This window comes from Phyllobacterium sp. A18/5-2 (assembly GCF_025452215.1).
GTDB classification, from domain to species: Bacteria; Pseudomonadota; Alphaproteobacteria; order Rhizobiales; family Rhizobiaceae; genus Phyllobacterium; species Phyllobacterium sophorae.
The window spans coordinates 1,092,422-1,111,525 of record NZ_CP104967.1; the positions used below are offsets into that span (position 1 = coordinate 1,092,422).

The window sequence follows — 19,104 nt, forward strand, 5'->3', positions numbered from 1 at the left end:
CCGACAGCCGGGCTGCAATCAGGTTCTGTCCTGAACCGCCGCCTGGCGGACCTGCAAATTTCTCCACCCATCAACAATAATGCCCCCGCGACCGCACGGGGGCACTGTTGTCTATTCCGCAGCCAAGCGCTGTTCGACCCGACCAATACCCGCAGCATCGAAGGCGGCAAAGATTTCGGCTTCGGCCTTTTTCACCAAGGTCTTTCAGCGGCTCACGGATCGTCGCGTGTTCCAGAATGCCTCGATGAACAAGGCCGAGCTTCAGTGCAACAGTGCCTTCCATGTGTGAGCCGCGATGATATACGGCGCGGGTAACTGGCAGGAGGCGTTCAAAGATCTTGCGAGCCTGGGGATAGTCCTGTGCCTTCCCGGCCTTGATCAGGTCGATAAGGAGTTCAGGAGCAATGTTGCCATAGCCGACGAGCAGCCCATCAACATCAAACATTGTCGGCAGCAGCCATTCGTCATGACAGCTCAGAATCTGCAGATTCGGATTGGCTTTCTTGAGTTCAGGAATCTCGACATACCAGCGTTTCATATTGCGCACACCGTTCTTCGTCGCAACGACGCCAGGCTGCGTGGCGATCGCAAGCTGGGTATCAAGATCATAGGAGGCTTTGGTCGCGTCCGGATATTGGAACAGGATGCACTGAAGTCCGGACTCTTCCCAGATGGCCTTGTACCGGTCCTGCGGTGCGCCCCTCTGGAAACCAAAGCGCAGCCAGCCGTGATTTGGGTAAACGAGCGCGCCAGTGGCACCGGCGGCCTTGCACTTCTTGGCCTCCGCGGCGGCAACCTTCGTGCCTTCACCAGTGATGCCGGCAATGATTGGAACAGCGCCGTCAACCGCTTCGACATAGGTGCGGATCAGAGCAAGGCGTTCTTCTTCAGTCAGGAAAGTGCCTTCACCAGCGTGGCCGAGGATGACAAGGCTCTTCACGCCCTCCATCGATACGAGCCATTTCGCGATACGCGCATTGGCTTTGTGGTCTACTTCGCCATCGCGGGTAAACGGGGTAACGGGAGCAGGACTAAGGCCGCGTAAATCCATCGGGTTCATATAAATCTCCTCCATAGGATCGTTAGTGGGAACGTTCCCATAATCGTTCTCAAAAACTCTGGTGTCAACGATTTTTTTAGGGCATCGTAGAATGCAGTGGTCGCTTAGGGCCTATCAAAGCGGAAAGTTGTAATGAATTCAAAGGTAGACGAAGTTTCGTGGCAGCAACGCGTCACCCTCTATGACGTTGCGGCAGCGGCTGGTGTGTCAAAATCCACTGTGTCGCGCATATTGGATGAAAGACTGCCGCGCTCGGACAGTGAGACTGCAAAGCGGGTCAGAAAGATAGCCGAAGAGCTTGGTTATGTCCGCGATGTCTCGGCATCGAGCCTCAGACGTGGCAATACGATGACTGTCGGCGTCATCGTGCCCCGGCTCACGGACACCGTAATGGCGATGCTGTACAGAATCTCTGGCAAAGGCCTGCAGTCGTTCAGGCCGCTTTGCGATCGTCGCAACGACCGATGATAAACCCAACGCTGACCGGCTGGCCGCAGAGTCTTTGCTGAGGCGAGGGGTCGATGGACTCATTTTATCAACGGCTCGTGAGGATGATGATTTTCCGGATGAACTCAGTCGAAGGGGAATACCCTATGTTCTGGCGTTGCGAACAGATGGCCACAGTCTGTCGTCGATCGGCGACGATAGGCTCGGCGGGTACCTGGCGACCCGCCATTTGCTCGATTTGGGACATCGAATGATTGGGGTCATCGCCGGACCTTCCTATGCCTCCAGTTCCCGTGGCCGTGTCGAAGGTTATAAGCAAGCTCTCGGTGAAGCAGGTATCACGCTAGATCAAGCCTACATCATACCATCAACGTTCGGTATCAATTCCGGAACGGAGGCCGTCGAAAGGCTCATGCAACTCGATCCCCGACCGACCGCAGTGTTCGCCGTTAACGACAATACCGCTATTGGCGCGCTATCGGGTCTCGCCAAACTGGGTTTGTCCGTCCCTGGCGATGTTTCATTGGTCGGCTACAATGACATTCCGATCCTAAGCCATTTGCCAACGCCGCTGACCACGCTGAGGGTACCCTTTGATCAGATTGCATCCGAAGCCCTCGACCTGTTGGGACGCGAGAATGTCGTTCAAGAGGAGCGAATTCGCGTTTCCGCTCCTACTCTTATCCCCCGGAAGTCCACCGCACCGCGTGATGGCTGATTTATTCGCACATCCACGGTGTCGGAAAGGGTCAGTCGATGAAAGTAGGGCGGACCTGACTATAAGTTCGGCAAGCGGGCAACATGTAAAATTTTTAACAAGAATACTTCGAGCCATCGTGAAGGAAGCAAATGACTTTCTTGCAAAGGGCACACTCCCTGCATCGCAATTCCGTGTTCATGCGGTGCGGAGCGATCTGATTGACACGGGGATCGTTGCCTCCGCTAGTGATCCAAAATCAGGGTTTTCAATGCCACGGCGTTGTTATGCGCTGCATCATGGGCGGCATAAACCAGTGTGATTTTCTCATTTTGCGCGAAGGAGCGCAATTGATCGAGAGAGCATGATTTTGTTTGACCTCTCGTGCATAGCGCTGACGAAATTCGTTCCAGCGGGCAGGATCGTGCGCGAACCACTTACGCAATTCTGTGCTGGGCGCAATTTCCTTCATCCACAGATCGAGCGCAGCATCTTTCTTTGAAACACCGCGCGGCCAAATGCGGTCCACAAGAATTCGCATGCCGTCGTTCGCTGCCGGAGGTTCGTATATCCGTTTCAACTTCACATTTTCGGCCGGGGTAAGTATCGTCATTTTTGCTTGGGGCCCGGGATTGAACCTTCAGTGATACACTTGGGTATATATTTCACGGCTCTGTTCGCAAGGATCGCGGTTTCTATATTCTTTCGCACTAAGGTCGAAAACGCATGCAGGTTAACAGTAGATAGTCACAATCTAGTTCAATCAGCTTCGTTAATGGCGATCGCCTTACTGCCCTGCAGCACAGCAACGATTTCAACAGATTTTGATCTTCTTTCATGCCAGCTAACGACTGCAGATAGCGCCGGGTCCTTAATCAACTCTAGTCCTTTCGAATGATTAGCCCGTCGTGCATTTCAAAGACACCATGCTGGCCGCCCTGCCTATTGAAGGACTGTTCCAACTCGCCCCAACTGCCAAGAAATTTACCGCAGGTGGTACAGGTAATCGGGGAATCGCTTGCGACTTGGTCAGGAATGTTGAGATAGATGGTGCCGCAGTCTGGGCAGCCTAGTCCGTGGTCCAACTTCTGTTCCATTTTTATCCTGTGAGTGACAAATAAGAGAAGAAGAACAGAAAAAATATATTTCACTTTTTTTTAACTTCAACGACATGTCCGGTAGCGGACAATTCTGCTTCAGCACGGAACCTAGGCCCTGAGACTGTTGTCGGAGAGAATCTGCGGAGATCCAGTGCCAAGGGACAACACAGACAATTTTGGGTGGCAGCACTGGCTGAGGCGGCAGATGTTAAGGCCTTGATTCGAGCAATCGGTTCGGTCCCGGCGCCCTCCAACTCCAATGGATGCGACATTCGAGAGCCTGCTGGCAAGACTGGATCGACCAACCAAAGCGCTAAGCCCTCATGCTCGCGGCGGTACCCGCTTTTGCATTCCGAGCGCACTTGCAACTGGGATGCGCGCCGTAATGCTCGAACAGCTCGGCCGGAACTTTTCTGTGTGCCCAGGGTAGCTTGACGGGGCGCTATGTCAGAAGTTTCTTTTCTTCATCAACTGCGCGACATGCAATTCAATTGATATTGCCACATCCTCACGCCTGGCTAGAGCCAGGGTGTCAGTTAGCTCCGCTGTTGCTGCCAGCACTTCATCCCGGTGCCAGCCAGCATCGCAAGCGCGGCCGACCAGCTCAATCAGTTCGTCCTCTATTGCCATCCGACAGGCATCAAAGCGCTCTGGATGTTTTCTTGGTTTGTCTGGTCTTGGTATTGCCATCTATAAGCCCCCTCCGGTTCATAGTAACATAGTCTCGCTTTTCGTGGTTCGCCAAGCCGTGATGGTGCAAATGACGTGGTGTATTTCTCGCTGACGCGATCGGCATTTAATTGGGCTTTCATCGTTAACTTGGAAAGAGCTATCTATCCGACATGTTTAGGTGATTTCTTGGGTGAACGAAGGTTGGCGCAGCGAAACCGGCCTGAAGGCGCCCCCAACAAAACTGTGATTTTGCCGAAGTGGGATTAACGGTTAGACTGGCCGCGCACCACAAAAGCTTGGAGTTGGACGATGAGAACGATCCTCGTACTTGCCGCTGCGTTCGGTTTTACCGTTTCGGCCGCCTCGGCTGACTGTGTCGGACATACCGCGTCCGTTGACAAAGAGATGACAACGGCAAGTGTTTCGAAAGACCAGACCCCCATTCCTTCTGATGCCCAGTCGGTCAAGAAGGAGCTGCCGCAACAGGAAGCCGAATAGCTCGAGCCTCCAAGAAATGAGGTTGGACGACTAACGTCGCCCAAGCAATTATGGGCGCCGCGAGGGACTGGCCGATTGGCATCCAACGTGAGTATGATTGTCGGCGAGATCGACCAATGTAGCGGTGCACTTTTTCTCGCCACCTGGCAGCCGGGGCCCACTACGCCATATTCTGACGCGATTTGCGTTGCATTTTAACAACGAAGTTCCAACGTCAAGTTCCGGTAAGAAGGCCGAAGCGTTGTGCCAGCCGTTTTGCCGGCGATGACGATCGTAATGATATCAACCTACGGCCCTTCCCATGAGTGAAGCCTGTGCACTTCCCTTTAGGACAGTATCGGAGGTCCTTAGTCAGCTCTATCATCCATCAAGCTGACCATTTTCTCAACACTGGCTGAAGTGAGGCACAAAGTTGGAACGCCCACCAGGCATCGTAGCTGTCGTGGAAGACGATCCGAGCATGCGCAGGAGCGTTCAGCGCCTGCTGAATGCCCATGGCTTCGTGACGGAGGAATATTCGTCGGCCGAAGACTTTCTTCGTCACTCTGCCGCGACCGAAATCAACTGCCTTGTCCTCGATATTGATCTCACCGGCATGTCCGGGATCGAGTTGCAGCGCCGATTGAGGGCATCGGGCTCCAAGCTTCCGGTGATTTTCATCACTGCTCTCGAAGACGGCGCACTGGAAGCGGAGGCGACACAAGCCGGTTGCGTTGCCTATCTGCGCAAGCCGTTTCCGGCCAACCTATTAATCAACGCCATCAACAGTGTGGGTAGGTGACGGCTCATGGCGCCGAAGCGAACCATCGAGCTACCCCCGACAGCTGATGGTCGGGGGGCCAGAGTTTCATCTGTTCAGCGATCTTCAAGGCTGATGCTACAGACCGCAACATCGATGAGATCGACGGCCGGCTGAAAACGGTTGAGAGACCGATTGCGGAGTTTGAGAAATGGCGGGAGAGGGCGATCAGCGCATTAATGCTGGTTTCTCTCGTTTCGGCCTATATCGGGGCTATCGCTAAATGGATATGGCGCAAGCTAGTAACATTTCTGTCGCACCTTAAAATACATTAGAAAACCGCGGGTGAGCTAATTACGTCAATCCCAACCACAGCCCGCTCAGCTTACAATATCCGGCCTGTCGATGCAGGTAAGTTGTCAGCAGTTTTTCGCTGCGTTCGTCGCTGCCAATCATCGCAGAGAGCCCACTTAAACATCGGTCGGCAGGCCTGCTCCCTATCAACAGCCGTTCCTTTGGATAATTACGCGTCTGCCGGTCTCTTAAAACTGTTGCGGTCGCCACTGCTCCAGATGTCGAGGGCTTCAAGATTATCTTCCGTTGTGATCCGTTCGTATTTCTCTTCAGCGTCGCGGATGCGGTACTGGAAGGAGCGGCCCAAAGGTGGAAGGGTAGCCAAAATCTGGAATATCGCGCTCGGTTTCATCATCGCCCCACCGCCGCTTCGCATTCGGACCTGCTGACCGACTACAAAACGGTGTGGAGGTGTTTCAGGGGCTTTGTAACGCCGGTGGATGTTCATGTGATTATCTCCTGATCTTTCTTAAGTGCCGCGGGGTAGGTGATCGCGACAAGCTGCGTTTTGCGCTGGTTGGCATTCCTGGCCGGATGTGGATGAAAGTCGCAACGGGCTGGTAGGCGAGCCGGGACAGACTTCGATTATATTCTCGTCCTCATCGATATCGTAGTCGCCCACAGGCTGAATCCCATCCAATCCGCGCAAGGCAAAGGGTGCCTCGAAATGAGCCATTGAACGTTTGGTACGCGTGGTCATGCCATTTCCTCTGCGGAACAATGCTCAGATGAGAGCAACCATCGCGTGGCAAACAATGACACGCAAAAGGATCGGCAGTTTGGGATGAGATTGGCGGGTCGGGGATTCTTGACGCCGCGAAGAGCCAAAGTTTGGCCAAAAGTCGATAGTGCAACGTTGCGCTTCAATTGCGCTTTAATTGCGGCTGGGTGGCATTCGATGTATAATAAAAACCAAAGAGATAACTTCAAAGCGCTAATAAATGCCCCACGATTTGCCGTTTTGTGCTAGTGTGTTTTTTGGGTCGGTTTATTTTAAACAAAGGAAGCCGCCATGAAAAAACTTGATCAGGTCCAAAATTATTTCGACGATCACAAGATCGTTGTGTTCAAAGCTTTATTTTCCATCGCCATTGTGTTGCTAGTCTATTCAATACTCTTTGGAATCACTTGGTAAATTCGGATCGCCAGGACGCGCCGCCTCTGGCCTTTACTTCACTGAGCCGCGATTGTTCACCTTCTGGCAATCGATCAACGAAAATTTGAGGCTCAACAGTCTATAAGGTGTTTATTTTGACTATCTATGAATTCGACAACGATCAGAACGCCATCGATATTGGCGTTTGGGAAAACGAAGGCGGAGCGCTTCATCGCTTCGGCATGCATCATCATTATGGCCGCCGAATAGAGCCCAAACGATCGTGGACGGTCTATCACGTCTATACCGGAGTTTCCGCCGATTTGGGCAAGCGTTCCACGACAGACTTAACGAAAGTACCGCAATTTCGATGATGAGATCACTCCATGCGAACAATGCAACGGCGTCGCGCTGCGAGGATCAAACGGGCATTGATCGACACCCCCACCATTTTGCCTGACTTGAGGATGATAAAATGGCGCTAACTTTTCCGAACCGAAGCCGCAGCTATGATACGGCATATCAGCGCGTACGCTTCCTTGGTTATGATGGATTGATTGAAGTTCCGTTTTTCATCGAGGCTGCCGCACTCTCGAATTCCGGATCAAATACAATTTCGGCGGAAGAGGATAACCTCGCCGCATTTGATGCAGCGCGCGGTAGAATTCTAGATGTGGCACGACAAGTTTATTCCTATGGTCGCAAGAACATGTACGTTCTGACGCCAGCCGATTTTGAACGGGGCAATTAGCCAAACCCGCTGACAAGCGTTGAAGCGCCTGTCACCAAAAACGATGATATATGTTGCAGCCAGCCGTGGTCGGACGAAATGCCGAGGTGGCGGCAATGGCGTCAACAGAACACAGTTCCATTTGTGCCTCAGACATCACCTTGCGTATGTCGTCGGATCTGACCCCATCGCTCGCCATTACGAGACGGATGATAGGTTCTGTCAGCAACTCATCCAACGTTGGTTCAAGTCTTTCCAACATGATCTCCTCCTATCTAAGTCAGTCTCTGGATAGGATGCCATCGCGGGATGTCTGGCGCATGTCGTCAATGTGACCGTTCTGTGAGATTGCTGCTGCCCAATTGGCAACAGCTAGGCAGCAATGGGTGGATTTCGAACATTAGGGCCGATATGTTGGTAGATGATCCGGCGACTTCGACGGCAACCCTTCAGGGTAATGGCGATGGGCGAGAGCTATGGCCAGTGCGATTGCTGTGCCAAGGAGAGCCGCTGCATCCGAGGCTTCGTCTACGACGGTGACGTCGCGCCGCACAGTGGGAAACCAAGAGCGAAAGGACCACGTAATGGCAAAGAACACGATCTGCCTTTGGTACGACAAAGACGCCGAAGATGCCGCCCGCTTCTACGCAGAGACTTTTCCCGACAGCGCTTTGGGCGCCGTCATACGTGCCCCTGGCGACTATCCAGAGGGTAAGCGGGGAGACGTCTTGGTTGTCGAATTCGCCGTTGCGGGTATTCCTTGTATCGGCCTCAACGGCGGTTCTGCCTTCAAACACAATGAAGCCTTCTCGTTTCAAATCGCAACTGACGATCAGGAAGAAACCGACCGGTACTGGAACGCCATTGTCGGCAATAGCGGCCGGGAAAGTGACTGTGGCTGGTGCGAAGACAAGTGGGGTGTGTCCTGGCAAATCACACCGCGCGTTCTGACCGAAGCGCTCGCGGCAGGCGGTGATCAAGCAAAACGTGCTTTCGATGCGATGATTACCATGAAGAAGATTGATGTTGGGGTGATCGAAGCGGCTCGGCGGGGCTGAGGCATCGTCGCGACGGGCGCTTGATCCGCTGGGCTTGCACAACGCAATCGACTGGGCGAGTCGCCCCTACCTTCGCCCGCGAGCCTGTCGCTGGGATCGGGACATCGCCGGGCGCGATCGGGAGGCGGTCGACCAGCAGAGCCTGCGCAGCGTGCTCACGCCGCAGAGGAATGCCCGGAACGCTTGTATCCAGCTTAGCCGGGCCTGATTACGGAAAGCGGTGAGGTACGGTCGAAGCTACCGAGGAATTTCATATATTCGAGCGGGTTCTTCAGGAGCTTCCCAAGAATGTCTTATACGAACTAATGCAGATCGATGGCGTGTTGTCGTCTACTCTACGGATCGCCATCCCTCCAATCGACGCGACCTATAAATGGACTGCCGCCAACGATGCAAGTGTAAGAGGAGCGCCTTCTCGTTCGTTGCATAGTCTCATTTCGAGTATGATTTTCTATGGGAGACTCATAGCGAGCGTCTAAATCGGATACGCTGTGGGTCGCGAGTCGGAGGATTCTGACGGGACATCAGAAATGTTTACCTGTGCTCAATGTCGTGCGGCGCGTGCATTTGTCGAAATATCCCGCGATGCTCTCGCCAAACTGGCCGAAACAGAGATTTCGGTCATCGAACAATTCAAGCGAAGACTGGCAAAGCCCGACGCGGAAACCATTTCCCATCCCAGATGGCGTTCGAAGCGGTTGCGCCGTTTTCATTCCCGGAAGCGAGAATGGCAGCGGCGTGGGAGTTCAGCTGAAGTTCAACAGTTCGTCGACAAGGCGACTCGCCATTCTTGAGGGGGGAAGGTGGTATCGTTCGACCGGACGACGTTCCATAACCGAGTTGTGGCTTTTTTGTTCGGTCGATCGGAGTCTTGTACTTCGTTTGTTCTCGGCCTCCTGATTAGGATCGCGACCTGCCTACGTGACGTTGATCTGCTGCATTGTCGCCCTACAGGTGTTGGGCGGTCGTCAACCAAATGCAGGTGCTGGCGCGTTAATGGCGAAGGTCCGGGAAGTGGTGCAGATGATAGGACGAGCAGATCTCTTTGGAACTAATCACTCAATCGTGTCAGACGATCAATGGTGATTGGAAGGTCCCGCATCCGTTGCCCTGTCGCATGGAATATTGCATTAGCAATGGCGGGCGCGACAGCGACCGAGCCGATTTCGCCCAAACCCTTCACACCGATCGGACTGACTTTGTCATCAGTTTCTTCGACGAACAAGACTTCAATGTCATAGACATCTGCATTTGATGGGATGTGATAATCTGCGAAATTGTGAGCCATGCATCGCCCTAAATTGTGGTCGGTGGCCGCGTCTTCATATAGAGCTTTGCCAATCCCCATGACCGAGGCACCGATGATCTGGCTTCGGGCTGTGGCAGGATTGAGGATGCGCCCAGCTGCGACCGTGCATACAAGCCGGGTGACCCGAACGACCGCAAGTTCTTCGTCGATGCGGACTTCGGCAAAAACCGCAGAATGAGTGGCGCTCGCGTATTTCTTGCCAAATTTAACGTTGATGATGGTTGCGGTGGCGCTCAGATTATCGCTGCCCGACAGTTTTAATAAATCAGCGAGAGCCGCCGGAGAAAGCAATTCAATTGCTTGCCCATTTCCCACGATCCCGGTTTGCTTCGCACGCAACAGGATCTTCTTCTTCAGTTTGTCGCAGGCCGCTTGGACAGCGGAACCTGACGTTGCGGCAGTCCACGAACCTCCTTGAATTGGATTGAAAGGCAGGGCGGAGTCACCGAGCTTGACAACCACTCGCTCCGTGGGCGCTCCAAGCGCATCGGCAGCAATTTGGGTGAGAATCGTGTAGGTGCCGGTGCCGATGTCCGTAATAGACGTCGTCACTTCGAACCTGCCGTCGGCAAGAAGGCTGACTTTGACGCGTGCAGGCGCGGGTGACATTGCCGCCTCCCAAACCCCCGTTGCCATGCCCCATCCGATCAGCTCTTTCCCCTTACGCATCGATCGCGGCGCGTGGTTACGCTTCGCCCAACCAAAGCGCTCGGCCCCTTGCAAATAGCATTCGCGGAGGGCTTTGCTGCTGAACGGGCGGTTTTCGCTTTGATCGCGCTCCGTGTAATTTGCGAGGCGCAGGGCGAGCGGATCAATATCGATGGCGTAAGCCAATTCATCCATCGCGCATTCCAGTGCGAACATGCCGGTGGCCGCACCCGGTGCGCGCATGTCGCACGGGGAAACGGTGTCAAGTTTTGCGAGTTGGTAGGTGAGCTTGACATTATCGCAGCGGTAAAGGCTCGCCGAGAAATTCAGCATCGGATCCTGGGCATCCTCGCTTTGCGACGTGGCGGCAACGGCTTGATGCTTGATCGCGAGCAGGCGGCCGTTCTCGTCGGCACCAAGAGAGACGGTTTGCATGGCATTGGCGCGGTACCCGAGCGCGAACATGTGGTCGCGCGGCAGCACCAGCCGAACGGATCGTTTGAGCGCCTTAGCCGCTAGAACTGCGAGGATTACAGATTGCTGAGGTCGAAGACCGAGACCGAACGCGCCGCCGACAAAGCTGCTTACAACACGAACTTTGCGTCGAAACAGGCGCAAGGCGACCTTAAGAAAAATCTCCACGCTCTTGGGGCTCTGTGTCTTATCATAGACTGTGACGGTTTTGTCGCTCCATTCTACCGTTGTTGCGAACAGTTCCATCGGATGATGATTTTCCGCAGCGGTCGTATAGGTAGCCTCAACCTTGACGGGTGACCCGAAAATGCGCGGTCAGCATCACCAGTGGGGTGGGGTGTTGGAGCAAGGCCGAGCCGATGTCTCGGGGGCTTATACGCTTTTGATACTTCAACAGCCAAATCAGTCGCGTGTTGCTCGCGGTCATAGGAGACGCGGACCAACGCCGCCCCGTCGCGCGCCGCTTCGTAACTGTCGGCGACAATGAGCGCTATCGGTTGACCGCTGAAATGCACCCGATCATCGTACAACGGCCGAAAGGGTTTGCCGGGCGGGCCAGCCAGATCCTTGTAGAGAAAGCTGAACGGCCAGAACCAGGGGCGGTTTTTATGGGTGAGAACCGCCACAACGCCTGGGAAATTTTTTGCGGCTGCAGTATCGATCGAAATCACCCGACCTTTTGCGATCGATGCAGATACGATTGCGGCATGCAGCAGATCCGCGACTTCATATTCCGCGGCGTATTTTGCCTGGCCCCGAACCTTTACTGGCCCGTCAATCCGAGGGATGCTCTTGCCTGTGATCGCAGATCCCCGTTCCATAATTGCCCCTTTCAATAGATGCGCTTGTCGGACTGGGACTGCGGCGTTCGGGACGCGGCCTGTTCGAGCGCCCGAACGACCGTCCTGCGGGCGAGTTCTATCTTGAAGCCATTCTGCGACAGCGCTTCGGACCGTGACAGCAGTATCGATGCAAACTGATGGAAATTTCCGCGGGACGCGGGACGCCCGACAAGCACGACTTCCGCAGCCGTGTCCCGCCAGGGTTTATGCGCGACGCCACCCAAGGCCACATGTGCCGTCGAGATCACACCATCATCGATTGTCAGCAAGGCTGCAGCCGATACGAGGGCAAAAGCATAGGACAAGCGGTCGCGGATCTTTAGATAGCTGTATCGCTGAAACTCGGGAGCAGGGGGCAACTCGATACCAAGGATGATCTCGTTGTTTCGCAGCGTTGTGTCCTGCTCGGGTGTATCGCCGGGCAGTCGGTGAAAATCTGCTAGCGAAATCGAGCGCGCTCCGTCAGGGCCCTGCACGATGATCATCGTTCCTATCGCGGCAAGAGCGACACACATGTCGGAAGGGTGGGTTGCTACGCAGTCTTGGCTCGCGCCAAGAATGGCGTGGTTCCGATTTAACCCATTCCGCGCAGGACAGCTGGTGCCGGGTGTTCGCTTGTTGCACGGTGTCATCACGTCATAAAAATAGGAACAACGCGTGCGCTGCAGCAGGTTGCCAGCGACTGTGGCAGCGTTGCGGAGCTGCGCAGACGCACCCGCAAGAATGGCGCTCGCTAACAAGGGATAACGGTTTTCGATGACTGGATGAAAAGCTACGTCCGAATTCGTCACGAGCGCGCCGATCCTAAGTCCCCCGTCCGAGGTTTCCTTAATCTCTCCGAGCGGCAAGTCGTTGATGTCAATGATCGTTGTCGGACACGCAACATCATACTTCATCAAATCGACGAGGTTGGTGCCGCCGGCGAGCAGTTTTGCGCCAGGATCGTCAGAAAGCCTCTCAATAGCCTGATCGATGCTCGCCGCGCGCAAATATTCAAAACGCCTCATCGCACTGTCTTTCGCCTGGGGGCTGCAATGACCTCTTCGATCGCGTCGACAATGCCAATGTATGCGCCACAGCGGCAAAGATTGCCGCTCATTGCCTCCCGGATTTCGTCGCGCGTTTTGGCTTTACCTTCCGAGATGAGGCCGATAGCCGAGCATATCTGGCCGGGTGTACAATAGCCGCATTGAAGCGCGTCATGCCGCACGAATGCATCCTGTAGGGGATGCAGTTCGTTGGCCGTACCAATTCCTTCAATCGTTGTGATTTCGGATCCATCGCGGCTCACAGCGAGAACGAGGCAACTATTAATACGCTTTCCATTAATGAGGACCGTGCATGCGCCGCATTGGGCGTGATCACAGCCCTTTTTTGTGCCTGTAAGGTCAAATTTTTCGCGCAGTAGATCAAGCAAAGTCACGCACGGTTCAATACTGGCTGTACGCTCAACACCGTTGATGGTCAGTGTTACGTGGAGTGCTGTGTTTGCCCTCACTTCCATCTTCGTCCCTTCGGACCCGAGCTCGTATCGATGCGGTAAAAACTCTAGGCGCGCATCAACACTCTGACAAGTTTGAAAGCAGACCGCCACCTTAGGCTTGAAGCGAGGGTCGCGCAAAACTATTGTCGTACGTTTTACCTCCTCGGCAAAACGGCGATCGCATGCGCAGAAAACCAGATCGGCGAGATAAGGTGGAAAGAAGCGGTTCGACCTATTGTGGCTGCGTCGTTGTCGGCCAAACCGCTTCCTTCTGGATAGTTGAGCCCGGTTTGGCATTGAGAAACTTTGCAAGGCTGGCGGGCGCCTCGGTCAACTTGCCAAGTCGCGCATAAGTTGCTGCTGGCCGCAACCAGATGATATGGCTCAGACCGCCTGTCGAATGATCGGGACCTATGGGAGCACATGCTCGAAAGTTTTGTTTACTCCGAGCTTATCAAGCAGGCGTGTTGGTCGGAGGAGAGGGTCTCCTTCTTTCACTATCGTGATAAGGATCAGGTCGAAGTAGACATCTTGCGGGAAAGCGACCGTGGCGGCATCGTCTGCATCGAAGTAAAGGCGTCGGCCCCATAGACTTCCGCGGGATTGAGCGTATCTCGCACGTCGCACAGCACGATTTCAAGATCGGCATGGTTCTTTATGACGGTAACAACGTCGTTCCATTTGGATCGAAAATGTTCGATGGCACGGGCCTGGCATGCATCTCGCCCCACACGTCCAAAAGTCCACCTTGTCAATCGCCTTGCGAACCACTTAACCATAAGACCTCAATCTGACTTGCTGCGAGTCACGCTGTGGGATTTCCAAAAGACGGACGCTGATGCAGATTGTCGTCATGAGCTGCGGCAATTGCAGCTGTTATTGAAGCTCGATCGTACCGTCGATGGTGTGGGAGAGCCCGACCTTTTCGAGGGTGAGCACCACCTTGGCTGACAGCGTCTCGCCGCCTTTAAGTCGGCCATCGGCTATCGCCTCGCGGATGGCTAATTCGATCTCGCGCTGGGAGGTGATTCCAACCACTTTGAGAAACCGGCGCAAAGAGGTGTTGAGGGCATCTTCGTTCATGGCAATCTCCTTATCAAAAACTGTCACTGGCCGGATCATAGGCTGCTGCGGGCAGATCATAAATCTACCTGATGCTGGGCAGTGGCGCCAATTCGAATAGCCTCGGCAATCATCGGGAATCTTTGCGGTGCGCCGACGGCACAAAGTTCGCCAGCATCCCCTTGATCGAAAATGACCACCTCCACCAAATCGCTTTCAATTATGGGGAACCGCCACCGCATGTTGCAAGCAGGCTTGTGGTAATTGCGACAGCGTCGGTCGGACGGGATATGCGCTCGCCTGCCATTTCGTTGGCCAAGACCGGAAACCAGAAAAACTGTCCTGTCCGCCCTGCCGTCACGTCTGGTTAACACGACCGACGCTGTCCATGAGCAAACGTATCCAACTTCAATCAGTTCCCGCGAACGGCCGAGCGGGCCAGCTGATTATATGGATCACGCCCTTTTCGAGCGGTGTCCTCCCATAACAAACGTTTAGGGCCGTGAAATATAACGTGGTGCAATACTAGCTGCCATCGTGGTTTCATAACGATTCTAGTTAATCGATCGCGAATCGTGGCGTTCATATAAGTCCGGCCAACCGAGGTCGTGTCGTATGTCTTCAGGCAGGCCCTCGAGCGCAGTCTCCGTTGCCCTCAGTTTGCGTGCTCGCAGAAATCTGTCACGTGCAACCTCGGCAGCCTTAATCACAAGGTTCGTTCCGTTGAAGACCACCCCGGCAAGACCGTTCAAATGGTGATCATGGTTTTTATGGTGCGTGGTCATGGAAAGTCTCCTAAATCTCGCGGTCCAATGGGCCGCACTAACTTAACCAGCAGTTTCCTCTCAATTCATCTTTCAATCAAACGAAATTGATGCACATATTGAATCAATAAAATTGAAGTTACACACATTTCGGTGTCCGTGAGTATAGAGGCAACTCGTTTACTGACGCGATCGTGGACAGCCAATCCGGTTTCCGGTTTACAATGTTTCCTGATTTCCACCATTGGAAGGACATCGACAGAAATGACGAACGAACAGCGCCAAATCATTCGTGCGCTCGGTGTGTCCCCGATTTTCGAACCTGAAGCCGAGATCAAGAAGCGCATAGAATTTTTATCGGAATATTTGATATCATCCGGATTGCAGGCGTTCGTTCTCGGCATCAGTGGCGGTGTTGATTCTCTGGTGGCTGGGATGCTGGCACAGCGGGCAGTCATGCAATTGCGGGAGGACGGGAGTGATACACAATTCATTGCGGTGCGCCTGCCGTATGGATTGCAGGCCGACGAGGACGAAGCACAAAAGGCCCTGTTGACCATTGCTCCAGACCGCACGTTGATGGTCAACATCAAGCCGGCTGTTGATGCCATGATGATGGCACTCAAGTCAGGTGACCTCGTGTTTCGCGATGATGCGCACGAGGATTTCGTGCTCGGCAACATAAAGGCCAGGCAACGCATGATTGCCCAATATGCCATTGCCGGGGCTCACCACGGGCTTGTCATCGGCACAGATCATGCGGCAGAGGCAGTGATGGGCTTCTTCACGAAGCACGGCGATGGAGCCGCGGACATCCTGCCGCTGTCCGGTTTGAATAAACGCCGCATCCGAGCGATCGGTGAACTCCTTGGCGCACCCAGGGATCTCGTCTTCAAAGTGCCCACGGCCGATCTTGAGTCGATCACTCCCCAACGCCCTGATGAAGATGCCTACGGTGTAACCTACGACGAGATCGATGATTTCCTGGAAGCGAAGCCAATTGCGGAAAATGCCAGGGACACCATCGTTCGTGCCTTTAAAGCCACGTGGCACAAGCGCGATCTGCCCGTCGTTCCAAAAAAATAGATCGTCTTGTAGCCATATCCTCGGTGCTAGCGGACATGCAGGCAAAGTCAGCCTTCCCGACCGCACGGTCAACAAGCCGATTTTGTCAATAAACCGGAGAATTCCGTGGACTGCCTTTGGACACGGGACAACAGTGAACTTGTGAAGAAGAGTGATGTCGTTATCCTTTCGGTGCGACCGGGTGACTGGAGCGCCATCGACATCGATGCAAGCGGGAAACTGGTTGTCTCGGTTATGGCCGGAGTGACGGTTGAGGACATAAAATGAAGAACCGGCAGCACGCGTGTGGGGCGGGCCCTCCCGAATGCAGCGGCGGAAATCGGATATTCCTATACGCCATTCTTTGCAGAATCGTCTGAACCCAAAGACGGCGATATCATCGAAACACTGTTCCGCAGTTGCGGCACAGTCGACGCCGTGAATCAGGAGGAGCACATTGACTATTTTACGGCGATGTCCGGCTCCGCCGCGGCGTTCCCGGCACTTTTGGCCGAAGCGCTGATGAATGACGCGATAGCCCGTGGCGTTCCCGCCGAGGTCGCCCAACGCGCGGCGCAGCAGGTTATCATCGGAGCTGGGCGGCTTCAGGAGTTTAACAATGTCTCTCCATCCCAAACGGTGAAGTCGTTCGTGGACTACAAGGGAACCACCGCAGCTGGCATCATTGCGATGCGGGAAATGGGATTTGACAGTGCAGTGGGTGCAGGCCTCGACGCCGCGTTCCGGAAGGCCAAGGCACTGTCGACCTAGCTTGAATAGGACTGGTGGGAGAAGGATACTTTCCTGCCTTGATCGGGAAGAATAACGTTTGTTCTGATGACAGGGTCGATCTTTCGCATTAGCGTCCAGGGCGGGAACTTCAATTGCCTGGAGGCGGCTGTTGTCGGCGAGGAATTCATCGGAGCGGCTGGGATTGTTCATCTTGAAGTGGAACATGGCCTTGAGTTGAGTGCACAAAAGAGCCATGCCGAGCTTGAGCATTTGAATTTGTCACCAGGGTCGAAAGTGTGGTTTTCATGGCCGGCTGGTGCTGCTCATGTTCTACCCATTATAACGGGTTTGCCATTGACCCGCGGATCAAGTTTATCGGAGAAAGCGCGTGGAGGGTCTCAAGAGCAAAGGCATTTCTGAGGGGACCAAACGTGTAAAATTCGGCATCGTTCTGCTGCCAAATTTTACCTTGTCTGCCCTTAGTCTTTTTTTGGATTGTCTGAGGCTTGCTGCCGACGAAAAAGATCAAAGCCGTCAGATTAGATGCAGATGGGAGATCACCACATTAACGGGAGACAGCGTGCGGTCCAGTTCGGGCATGGTTGTTGAGACCACGGCCGGGATAAGCAGCGTTCTCGATTGCGATTATGTAATCGTCGTCGGTGGTCTCATTATGCCCAAGCGCCAACCACCAGTGGCTTTGCTCGAACTTTTGGACGAAGCAAACAAGCGGGGCGTGTCGGTCATTGGTCTATGCACCGGAAGCTTCGTTCTCGTCGAAAGTGGCATCCTGCCTGAAAAGCAGTGCTGTGTAAGCTGGCTGCACAAGCAGGAATTCGACGACGAATATTTTGACTATCGATCCGACACAACCAGTCTCTATCGCGCGAACGGCAACCACTACACGTGTGCAGGGGGTGTTGGATCAGCATATCTGGCACTTGAAATTATCGGGTCGGAATTCGACGAGGAACTGGCACGCAAGTGCGCCTCGATATTGATGATACCTTACGAGAGAAGAAAGTCAGAGCAGCCGGCACCAGCGGTCTCGGACATCAGCAATAAAGTGATCCGGCAGACAATCCGTGTGTTCGAAACCACCATGGAAGATCCACCTTCGCTCAGCGAAGTTGCTCGAAGGGTCGGGATCACCAGCCGTCAATTGGAACGAATTTTTCGCGATGAACTGGGAACGTCTCCCTCCAGGATTCTGCGACAAGCTTCGGGTGCAGCGGGCGAAGCAATTGCTGGTGGAGACGGATCTGAATTTCACCGAGGTGGCCGTTGCGTGCGGGTTGTTTGGAACCCGCACACTAAACAGGACCTTTGAACGTGAGGGCGAGAAACTGCCACGAGAAATACGATCTCGAACGGCCTAAGTGACGTCGATCTTCTGCATCGTCGCCAACAATGAATTTCTACGCTGCGCGGCAAAGCAAACTGCAGTTTGTCGGGGTTATCCATAACAAGGAAAAGAGCGGTTGGACGCAAAAAGCTCCAACAACAAAACTGCTCGTGTATTCCAAATAGGTGCCGTTCGGCTCTGTTGCCGGGCAAATTCGACCGATCGGCCCCGGCCGCAATGTCAACAAGCCGATATTGTCGAGGACATCGCGAACGCTCTCCCGGATATTCTCCATCGTGCCTTGGAACAATCCGACGCATCCGGGGTTCTGCTTGTTGAATCAACGCAAGGGAAAATTGGAGAAGTTTTATGGAAACTGCGGCAATTGGTTGGATCGCAGCCATCATCATCGGCGGCATTGCAGGTTGGCTGGCCGAAATGTTCATGAAGAGCAACATGGGCGTCATCATGAATGTGGTTTTAGGCATCGTCGGAGCACTTGTTGCCAACGCTCTGTTGTCAATGTTCGGCGTGGTTCTTGGCGGCTGGCTCGGCTATTTAATAGCTGGCTTTGTTGGTGCCTGCATTCTGATTGTTATCGCCAGGATGTTTCGTCGACCTGCGGTATAGTGGGACGCTTTTCTCGTCCGCTTCCAGTAATTAGTTTTGCGACGGCAAGATGGACCCTGGACCCTGAAACTTCTTGGGTACACAGCTATGGGTTGAGAGCACCCTGCGGCCCATGGGAGTGACATAGAGCGTGTTTAAAGGCGGCTTGCCCGTCAGCACAACCGCTCCGGCAAGGGCAACACCGACGAAGAACAGGTGCAGGTCAGCAGGGTTCTTGCTCTCTCGCCGTTTGCCCCATGATTTGTGCATCGCTCCATTCAAAGCTGCCACTTTGGCTGGCACCGGTGATAAAGGAGGGC

General features: G+C 54.1%; 25 protein-coding genes and 4 pseudogenes. 15 read left to right on the plus strand and 14 right to left on the minus strand.

The features are described 5' to 3' along the window. Positions 1 to 111 precede the first annotated feature (111 nt). Positions 112 to 1,060 (minus strand): annotated as a pseudogene (locus N8E89_RS23905) (dihydrodipicolinate synthase family protein). A 132-nt stretch (positions 1,061 to 1,192) separates the two neighbouring features. Between N8E89_RS23905 and N8E89_RS23910 the strand changes: the two are divergent. Beyond that, positions 1,193 to 2,225 (plus strand): annotated as a pseudogene (locus tag N8E89_RS23910) (LacI family DNA-binding transcriptional regulator). A 247-nt stretch (positions 2,226 to 2,472) separates the two neighbouring features. Here the strand turns inward: N8E89_RS23910 and N8E89_RS23915 are convergent. Together N8E89_RS23915 and N8E89_RS23920 are read right to left on the minus strand one after the other, a co-directional pair. After that, positions 2,473 to 2,817 (minus strand): DUF488 domain-containing protein, encoded by a 345-nt coding sequence (locus tag N8E89_RS23915; RefSeq protein ID WP_315975702.1) that lies wholly within the window; start codon positions 2,815 to 2,817, stop codon positions 2,473 to 2,475. Positions 2,818 to 3,751: 934 nt separating this feature from the next. Beyond that, entirely contained in the window at positions 3,752 to 3,994 is a 243-nt protein-coding gene (locus tag N8E89_RS23920) for a hypothetical protein (RefSeq protein WP_262262312.1), read from the minus strand. 291 nt (positions 3,995 to 4,285) lie between these two features. On the opposite strand from N8E89_RS23920, the gene N8E89_RS23925 reads away from it, so the two are divergent. Together N8E89_RS23925 and N8E89_RS23930 are read left to right on the plus strand one after the other, a co-directional pair. Beyond that, on the plus strand, positions 4,286 to 4,474 hold the full coding sequence (locus N8E89_RS23925; RefSeq protein WP_262262314.1) for a hypothetical protein: 189 nt from the start codon (positions 4,286 to 4,288) through the stop codon (positions 4,472 to 4,474). A gap of 460 nt (positions 4,475 to 4,934) precedes the next feature. Further along, a complete protein-coding gene (locus tag N8E89_RS23930) occupies positions 4,935 to 5,255 on the plus strand; it encodes a response regulator transcription factor (RefSeq protein WP_262263316.1) in 321 nt (106 codons plus the stop codon). A gap of 481 nt (positions 5,256 to 5,736) precedes the next feature. On the opposite strand, the gene N8E89_RS23935 is transcribed toward N8E89_RS23930, so the two are convergent. Beyond that, positions 5,737 to 6,015, minus strand: a complete 279-nt coding sequence (locus N8E89_RS23935) for a hypothetical protein (RefSeq protein WP_262262315.1) — start codon at positions 6,013 to 6,015, stop codon at positions 5,737 to 5,739. 21 nt (positions 6,016 to 6,036) lie between these two features. Further along, complete coding sequence (locus tag N8E89_RS23940) at positions 6,037 to 6,267, minus strand: hypothetical protein (RefSeq protein WP_262262316.1); 231 nt, start codon at positions 6,265 to 6,267, stop codon at positions 6,037 to 6,039. A gap of 551 nt (positions 6,268 to 6,818) precedes the next feature. Here N8E89_RS23940 and N8E89_RS23945 point away from each other — a divergent pair. Both N8E89_RS23945 and N8E89_RS23950 read left to right on the plus strand, forming a co-directional pair. Beyond that, positions 6,819 to 7,037, plus strand: coding sequence for a hypothetical protein (locus N8E89_RS23945; protein WP_262262317.1), 219 nt, complete (start codon positions 6,819 to 6,821; stop codon positions 7,035 to 7,037). Positions 7,038 to 7,138: 101 nt separating this feature from the next. Beyond that, positions 7,139 to 7,414 carry a DUF1488 family protein gene (locus N8E89_RS23950; protein WP_262262318.1) on the plus strand — a complete coding sequence of 92 codons (276 nt, stop codon included), beginning with the start codon at positions 7,139 to 7,141 and terminating at the stop codon, positions 7,412 to 7,414. Between the two features lie 31 nt (positions 7,415 to 7,445). Here the strand turns inward: N8E89_RS23950 and N8E89_RS23955 are convergent, their stop codons facing one another. Beyond that, positions 7,446 to 7,655, minus strand: coding sequence for a hypothetical protein (locus tag N8E89_RS23955; protein WP_262262319.1), 210 nt, complete (start codon positions 7,653 to 7,655; stop codon positions 7,446 to 7,448). A 322-nt stretch (positions 7,656 to 7,977) separates the two neighbouring features. On the opposite strand from N8E89_RS23955, the gene N8E89_RS23960 reads away from it, so the two are divergent. Next, entirely contained in the window at positions 7,978 to 8,451 is a 474-nt protein-coding gene (locus tag N8E89_RS23960) for a VOC family protein (protein ID WP_262262320.1), read from the plus strand. A gap of 25 nt (positions 8,452 to 8,476) precedes the next feature. Next, a pseudogene (locus N8E89_RS29540) lies at positions 8,477 to 8,757 on the plus strand (ACP phosphodiesterase); the annotation flags it as partial. Between the two features lie 745 nt (positions 8,758 to 9,502). Here N8E89_RS29540 and N8E89_RS23970 read toward each other — a convergent pair. The 4 genes from N8E89_RS23970 to N8E89_RS23980 are packed head-to-tail and all read right to left on the minus strand — an operon-like array spanning position 9,503 to position 13,228. After that, positions 9,503 to 11,128 (minus strand): xanthine dehydrogenase family protein molybdopterin-binding subunit, encoded by a 1,626-nt coding sequence (locus N8E89_RS23970; RefSeq protein WP_315975703.1) that lies wholly within the window; start codon positions 11,126 to 11,128, stop codon positions 9,503 to 9,505. Beyond that, the gene (locus N8E89_RS29120) at positions 11,104 to 11,703 is read right to left on the minus strand and encodes a hypothetical protein (protein ID WP_315975704.1); all 600 of its coding nucleotides are present in this window, start codon (positions 11,701 to 11,703) and stop codon (positions 11,104 to 11,106) included. Before N8E89_RS29120 ends, N8E89_RS23970 begins: the two co-directional genes overlap by 25 nt. A gap of 11 nt (positions 11,704 to 11,714) precedes the next feature. Then, complete coding sequence (locus N8E89_RS23975; RefSeq protein ID WP_262262321.1) at positions 11,715 to 12,731, minus strand: FAD binding domain-containing protein; 1,017 nt, start codon at positions 12,729 to 12,731, stop codon at positions 11,715 to 11,717. Further along, complete coding sequence (locus tag N8E89_RS23980; protein WP_262263317.1) at positions 12,728 to 13,228, minus strand: (2Fe-2S)-binding protein; 501 nt, start codon at positions 13,226 to 13,228, stop codon at positions 12,728 to 12,730. The genes N8E89_RS23975 and N8E89_RS23980 overlap by 4 nt, the downstream gene beginning before the upstream one ends. A gap of 402 nt (positions 13,229 to 13,630) precedes the next feature. Here N8E89_RS23980 and N8E89_RS29545 point away from each other — a divergent pair, with 402 nt between their 5' ends. Beyond that, positions 13,631 to 13,798, plus strand: a complete 168-nt coding sequence (locus tag N8E89_RS29545) for a DUF4143 domain-containing protein (RefSeq protein WP_410010406.1) — start codon at positions 13,631 to 13,633, stop codon at positions 13,796 to 13,798. On the opposite strand, the gene N8E89_RS23985 is transcribed toward N8E89_RS29545, so the two are convergent. From N8E89_RS23985 to N8E89_RS23995, 3 genes are all read right to left on the minus strand, one after another. Then, positions 13,720 to 13,986: a hypothetical protein gene (locus N8E89_RS23985; protein WP_262262322.1), complete on the minus strand. Its 267-nt coding sequence runs from the start codon at positions 13,984 to 13,986 to the stop codon at positions 13,720 to 13,722. The two genes, N8E89_RS29545 and N8E89_RS23985, sit on opposite strands and share 79 nt — an antisense overlap. 97 nt (positions 13,987 to 14,083) lie before the next feature. Then, positions 14,084 to 14,290, minus strand: a complete 207-nt coding sequence (locus tag N8E89_RS23990) for a DUF6494 family protein (RefSeq protein ID WP_262262324.1) — start codon at positions 14,288 to 14,290, stop codon at positions 14,084 to 14,086. Positions 14,291 to 14,823: 533 nt separating this feature from the next. Next, entirely contained in the window at positions 14,824 to 15,054 is a 231-nt protein-coding gene (locus tag N8E89_RS23995; protein WP_106663387.1) for a hypothetical protein, read from the minus strand. A 243-nt stretch (positions 15,055 to 15,297) separates the two neighbouring features. On the opposite strand from N8E89_RS23995, the gene nadE reads away from it, so the two are divergent. The 7 genes and pseudogenes from nadE (at position 15,298) to N8E89_RS24025 (ending at position 18,805) form a co-directional block, all read left to right on the plus strand. Further along, positions 15,298 to 16,119 (plus strand): NAD(+) synthase, encoded by an 822-nt coding sequence (gene nadE, locus N8E89_RS24000; RefSeq protein ID WP_262262326.1) that lies wholly within the window; start codon positions 15,298 to 15,300, stop codon positions 16,117 to 16,119. Between the two features lie 105 nt (positions 16,120 to 16,224). Continuing rightward, the gene (locus tag N8E89_RS24005) at positions 16,225 to 16,386 is read left to right on the plus strand and encodes a pyrroline-5-carboxylate reductase family protein (protein ID WP_262262327.1); all 162 of its coding nucleotides are present in this window, start codon (positions 16,225 to 16,227) and stop codon (positions 16,384 to 16,386) included. 18 nt (positions 16,387 to 16,404) lie between these two features. Continuing rightward, a complete protein-coding gene (locus N8E89_RS24010; protein WP_262262328.1) occupies positions 16,405 to 16,869 on the plus strand; it encodes a pyrroline-5-carboxylate reductase family protein in 465 nt (154 codons plus the stop codon). 66 nt (positions 16,870 to 16,935) lie between these two features. Then, on the plus strand, positions 16,936 to 17,250 hold the full coding sequence (locus N8E89_RS29550; protein ID WP_410010407.1) for a TOBE domain-containing protein: 315 nt from the start codon (positions 16,936 to 16,938) through the stop codon (positions 17,248 to 17,250). Positions 17,251 to 17,428: 178 nt separating this feature from the next. Continuing rightward, positions 17,429 to 17,686, plus strand: a pseudogene (locus N8E89_RS24015) (DJ-1/PfpI family protein); the annotation flags it as partial. A gap of 325 nt (positions 17,687 to 18,011) precedes the next feature. After that, positions 18,012 to 18,209, plus strand: coding sequence for a helix-turn-helix domain-containing protein (locus N8E89_RS24020; RefSeq protein WP_262262329.1), 198 nt, complete (start codon positions 18,012 to 18,014; stop codon positions 18,207 to 18,209). 335 nt (positions 18,210 to 18,544) lie between these two features. Beyond that, the gene (locus tag N8E89_RS24025) at positions 18,545 to 18,805 is read left to right on the plus strand and encodes a GlsB/YeaQ/YmgE family stress response membrane protein (protein WP_262262331.1); all 261 of its coding nucleotides are present in this window, start codon (positions 18,545 to 18,547) and stop codon (positions 18,803 to 18,805) included. A gap of 30 nt (positions 18,806 to 18,835) precedes the next feature. On the opposite strand, the gene N8E89_RS24030 is transcribed toward N8E89_RS24025, so the two are convergent. Beyond that, positions 18,836 to 19,054 (minus strand): hypothetical protein, encoded by a 219-nt coding sequence (locus tag N8E89_RS24030; protein WP_262262332.1) that lies wholly within the window; start codon positions 19,052 to 19,054, stop codon positions 18,836 to 18,838. Positions 19,055 to 19,104 lie beyond the last annotated feature (50 nt).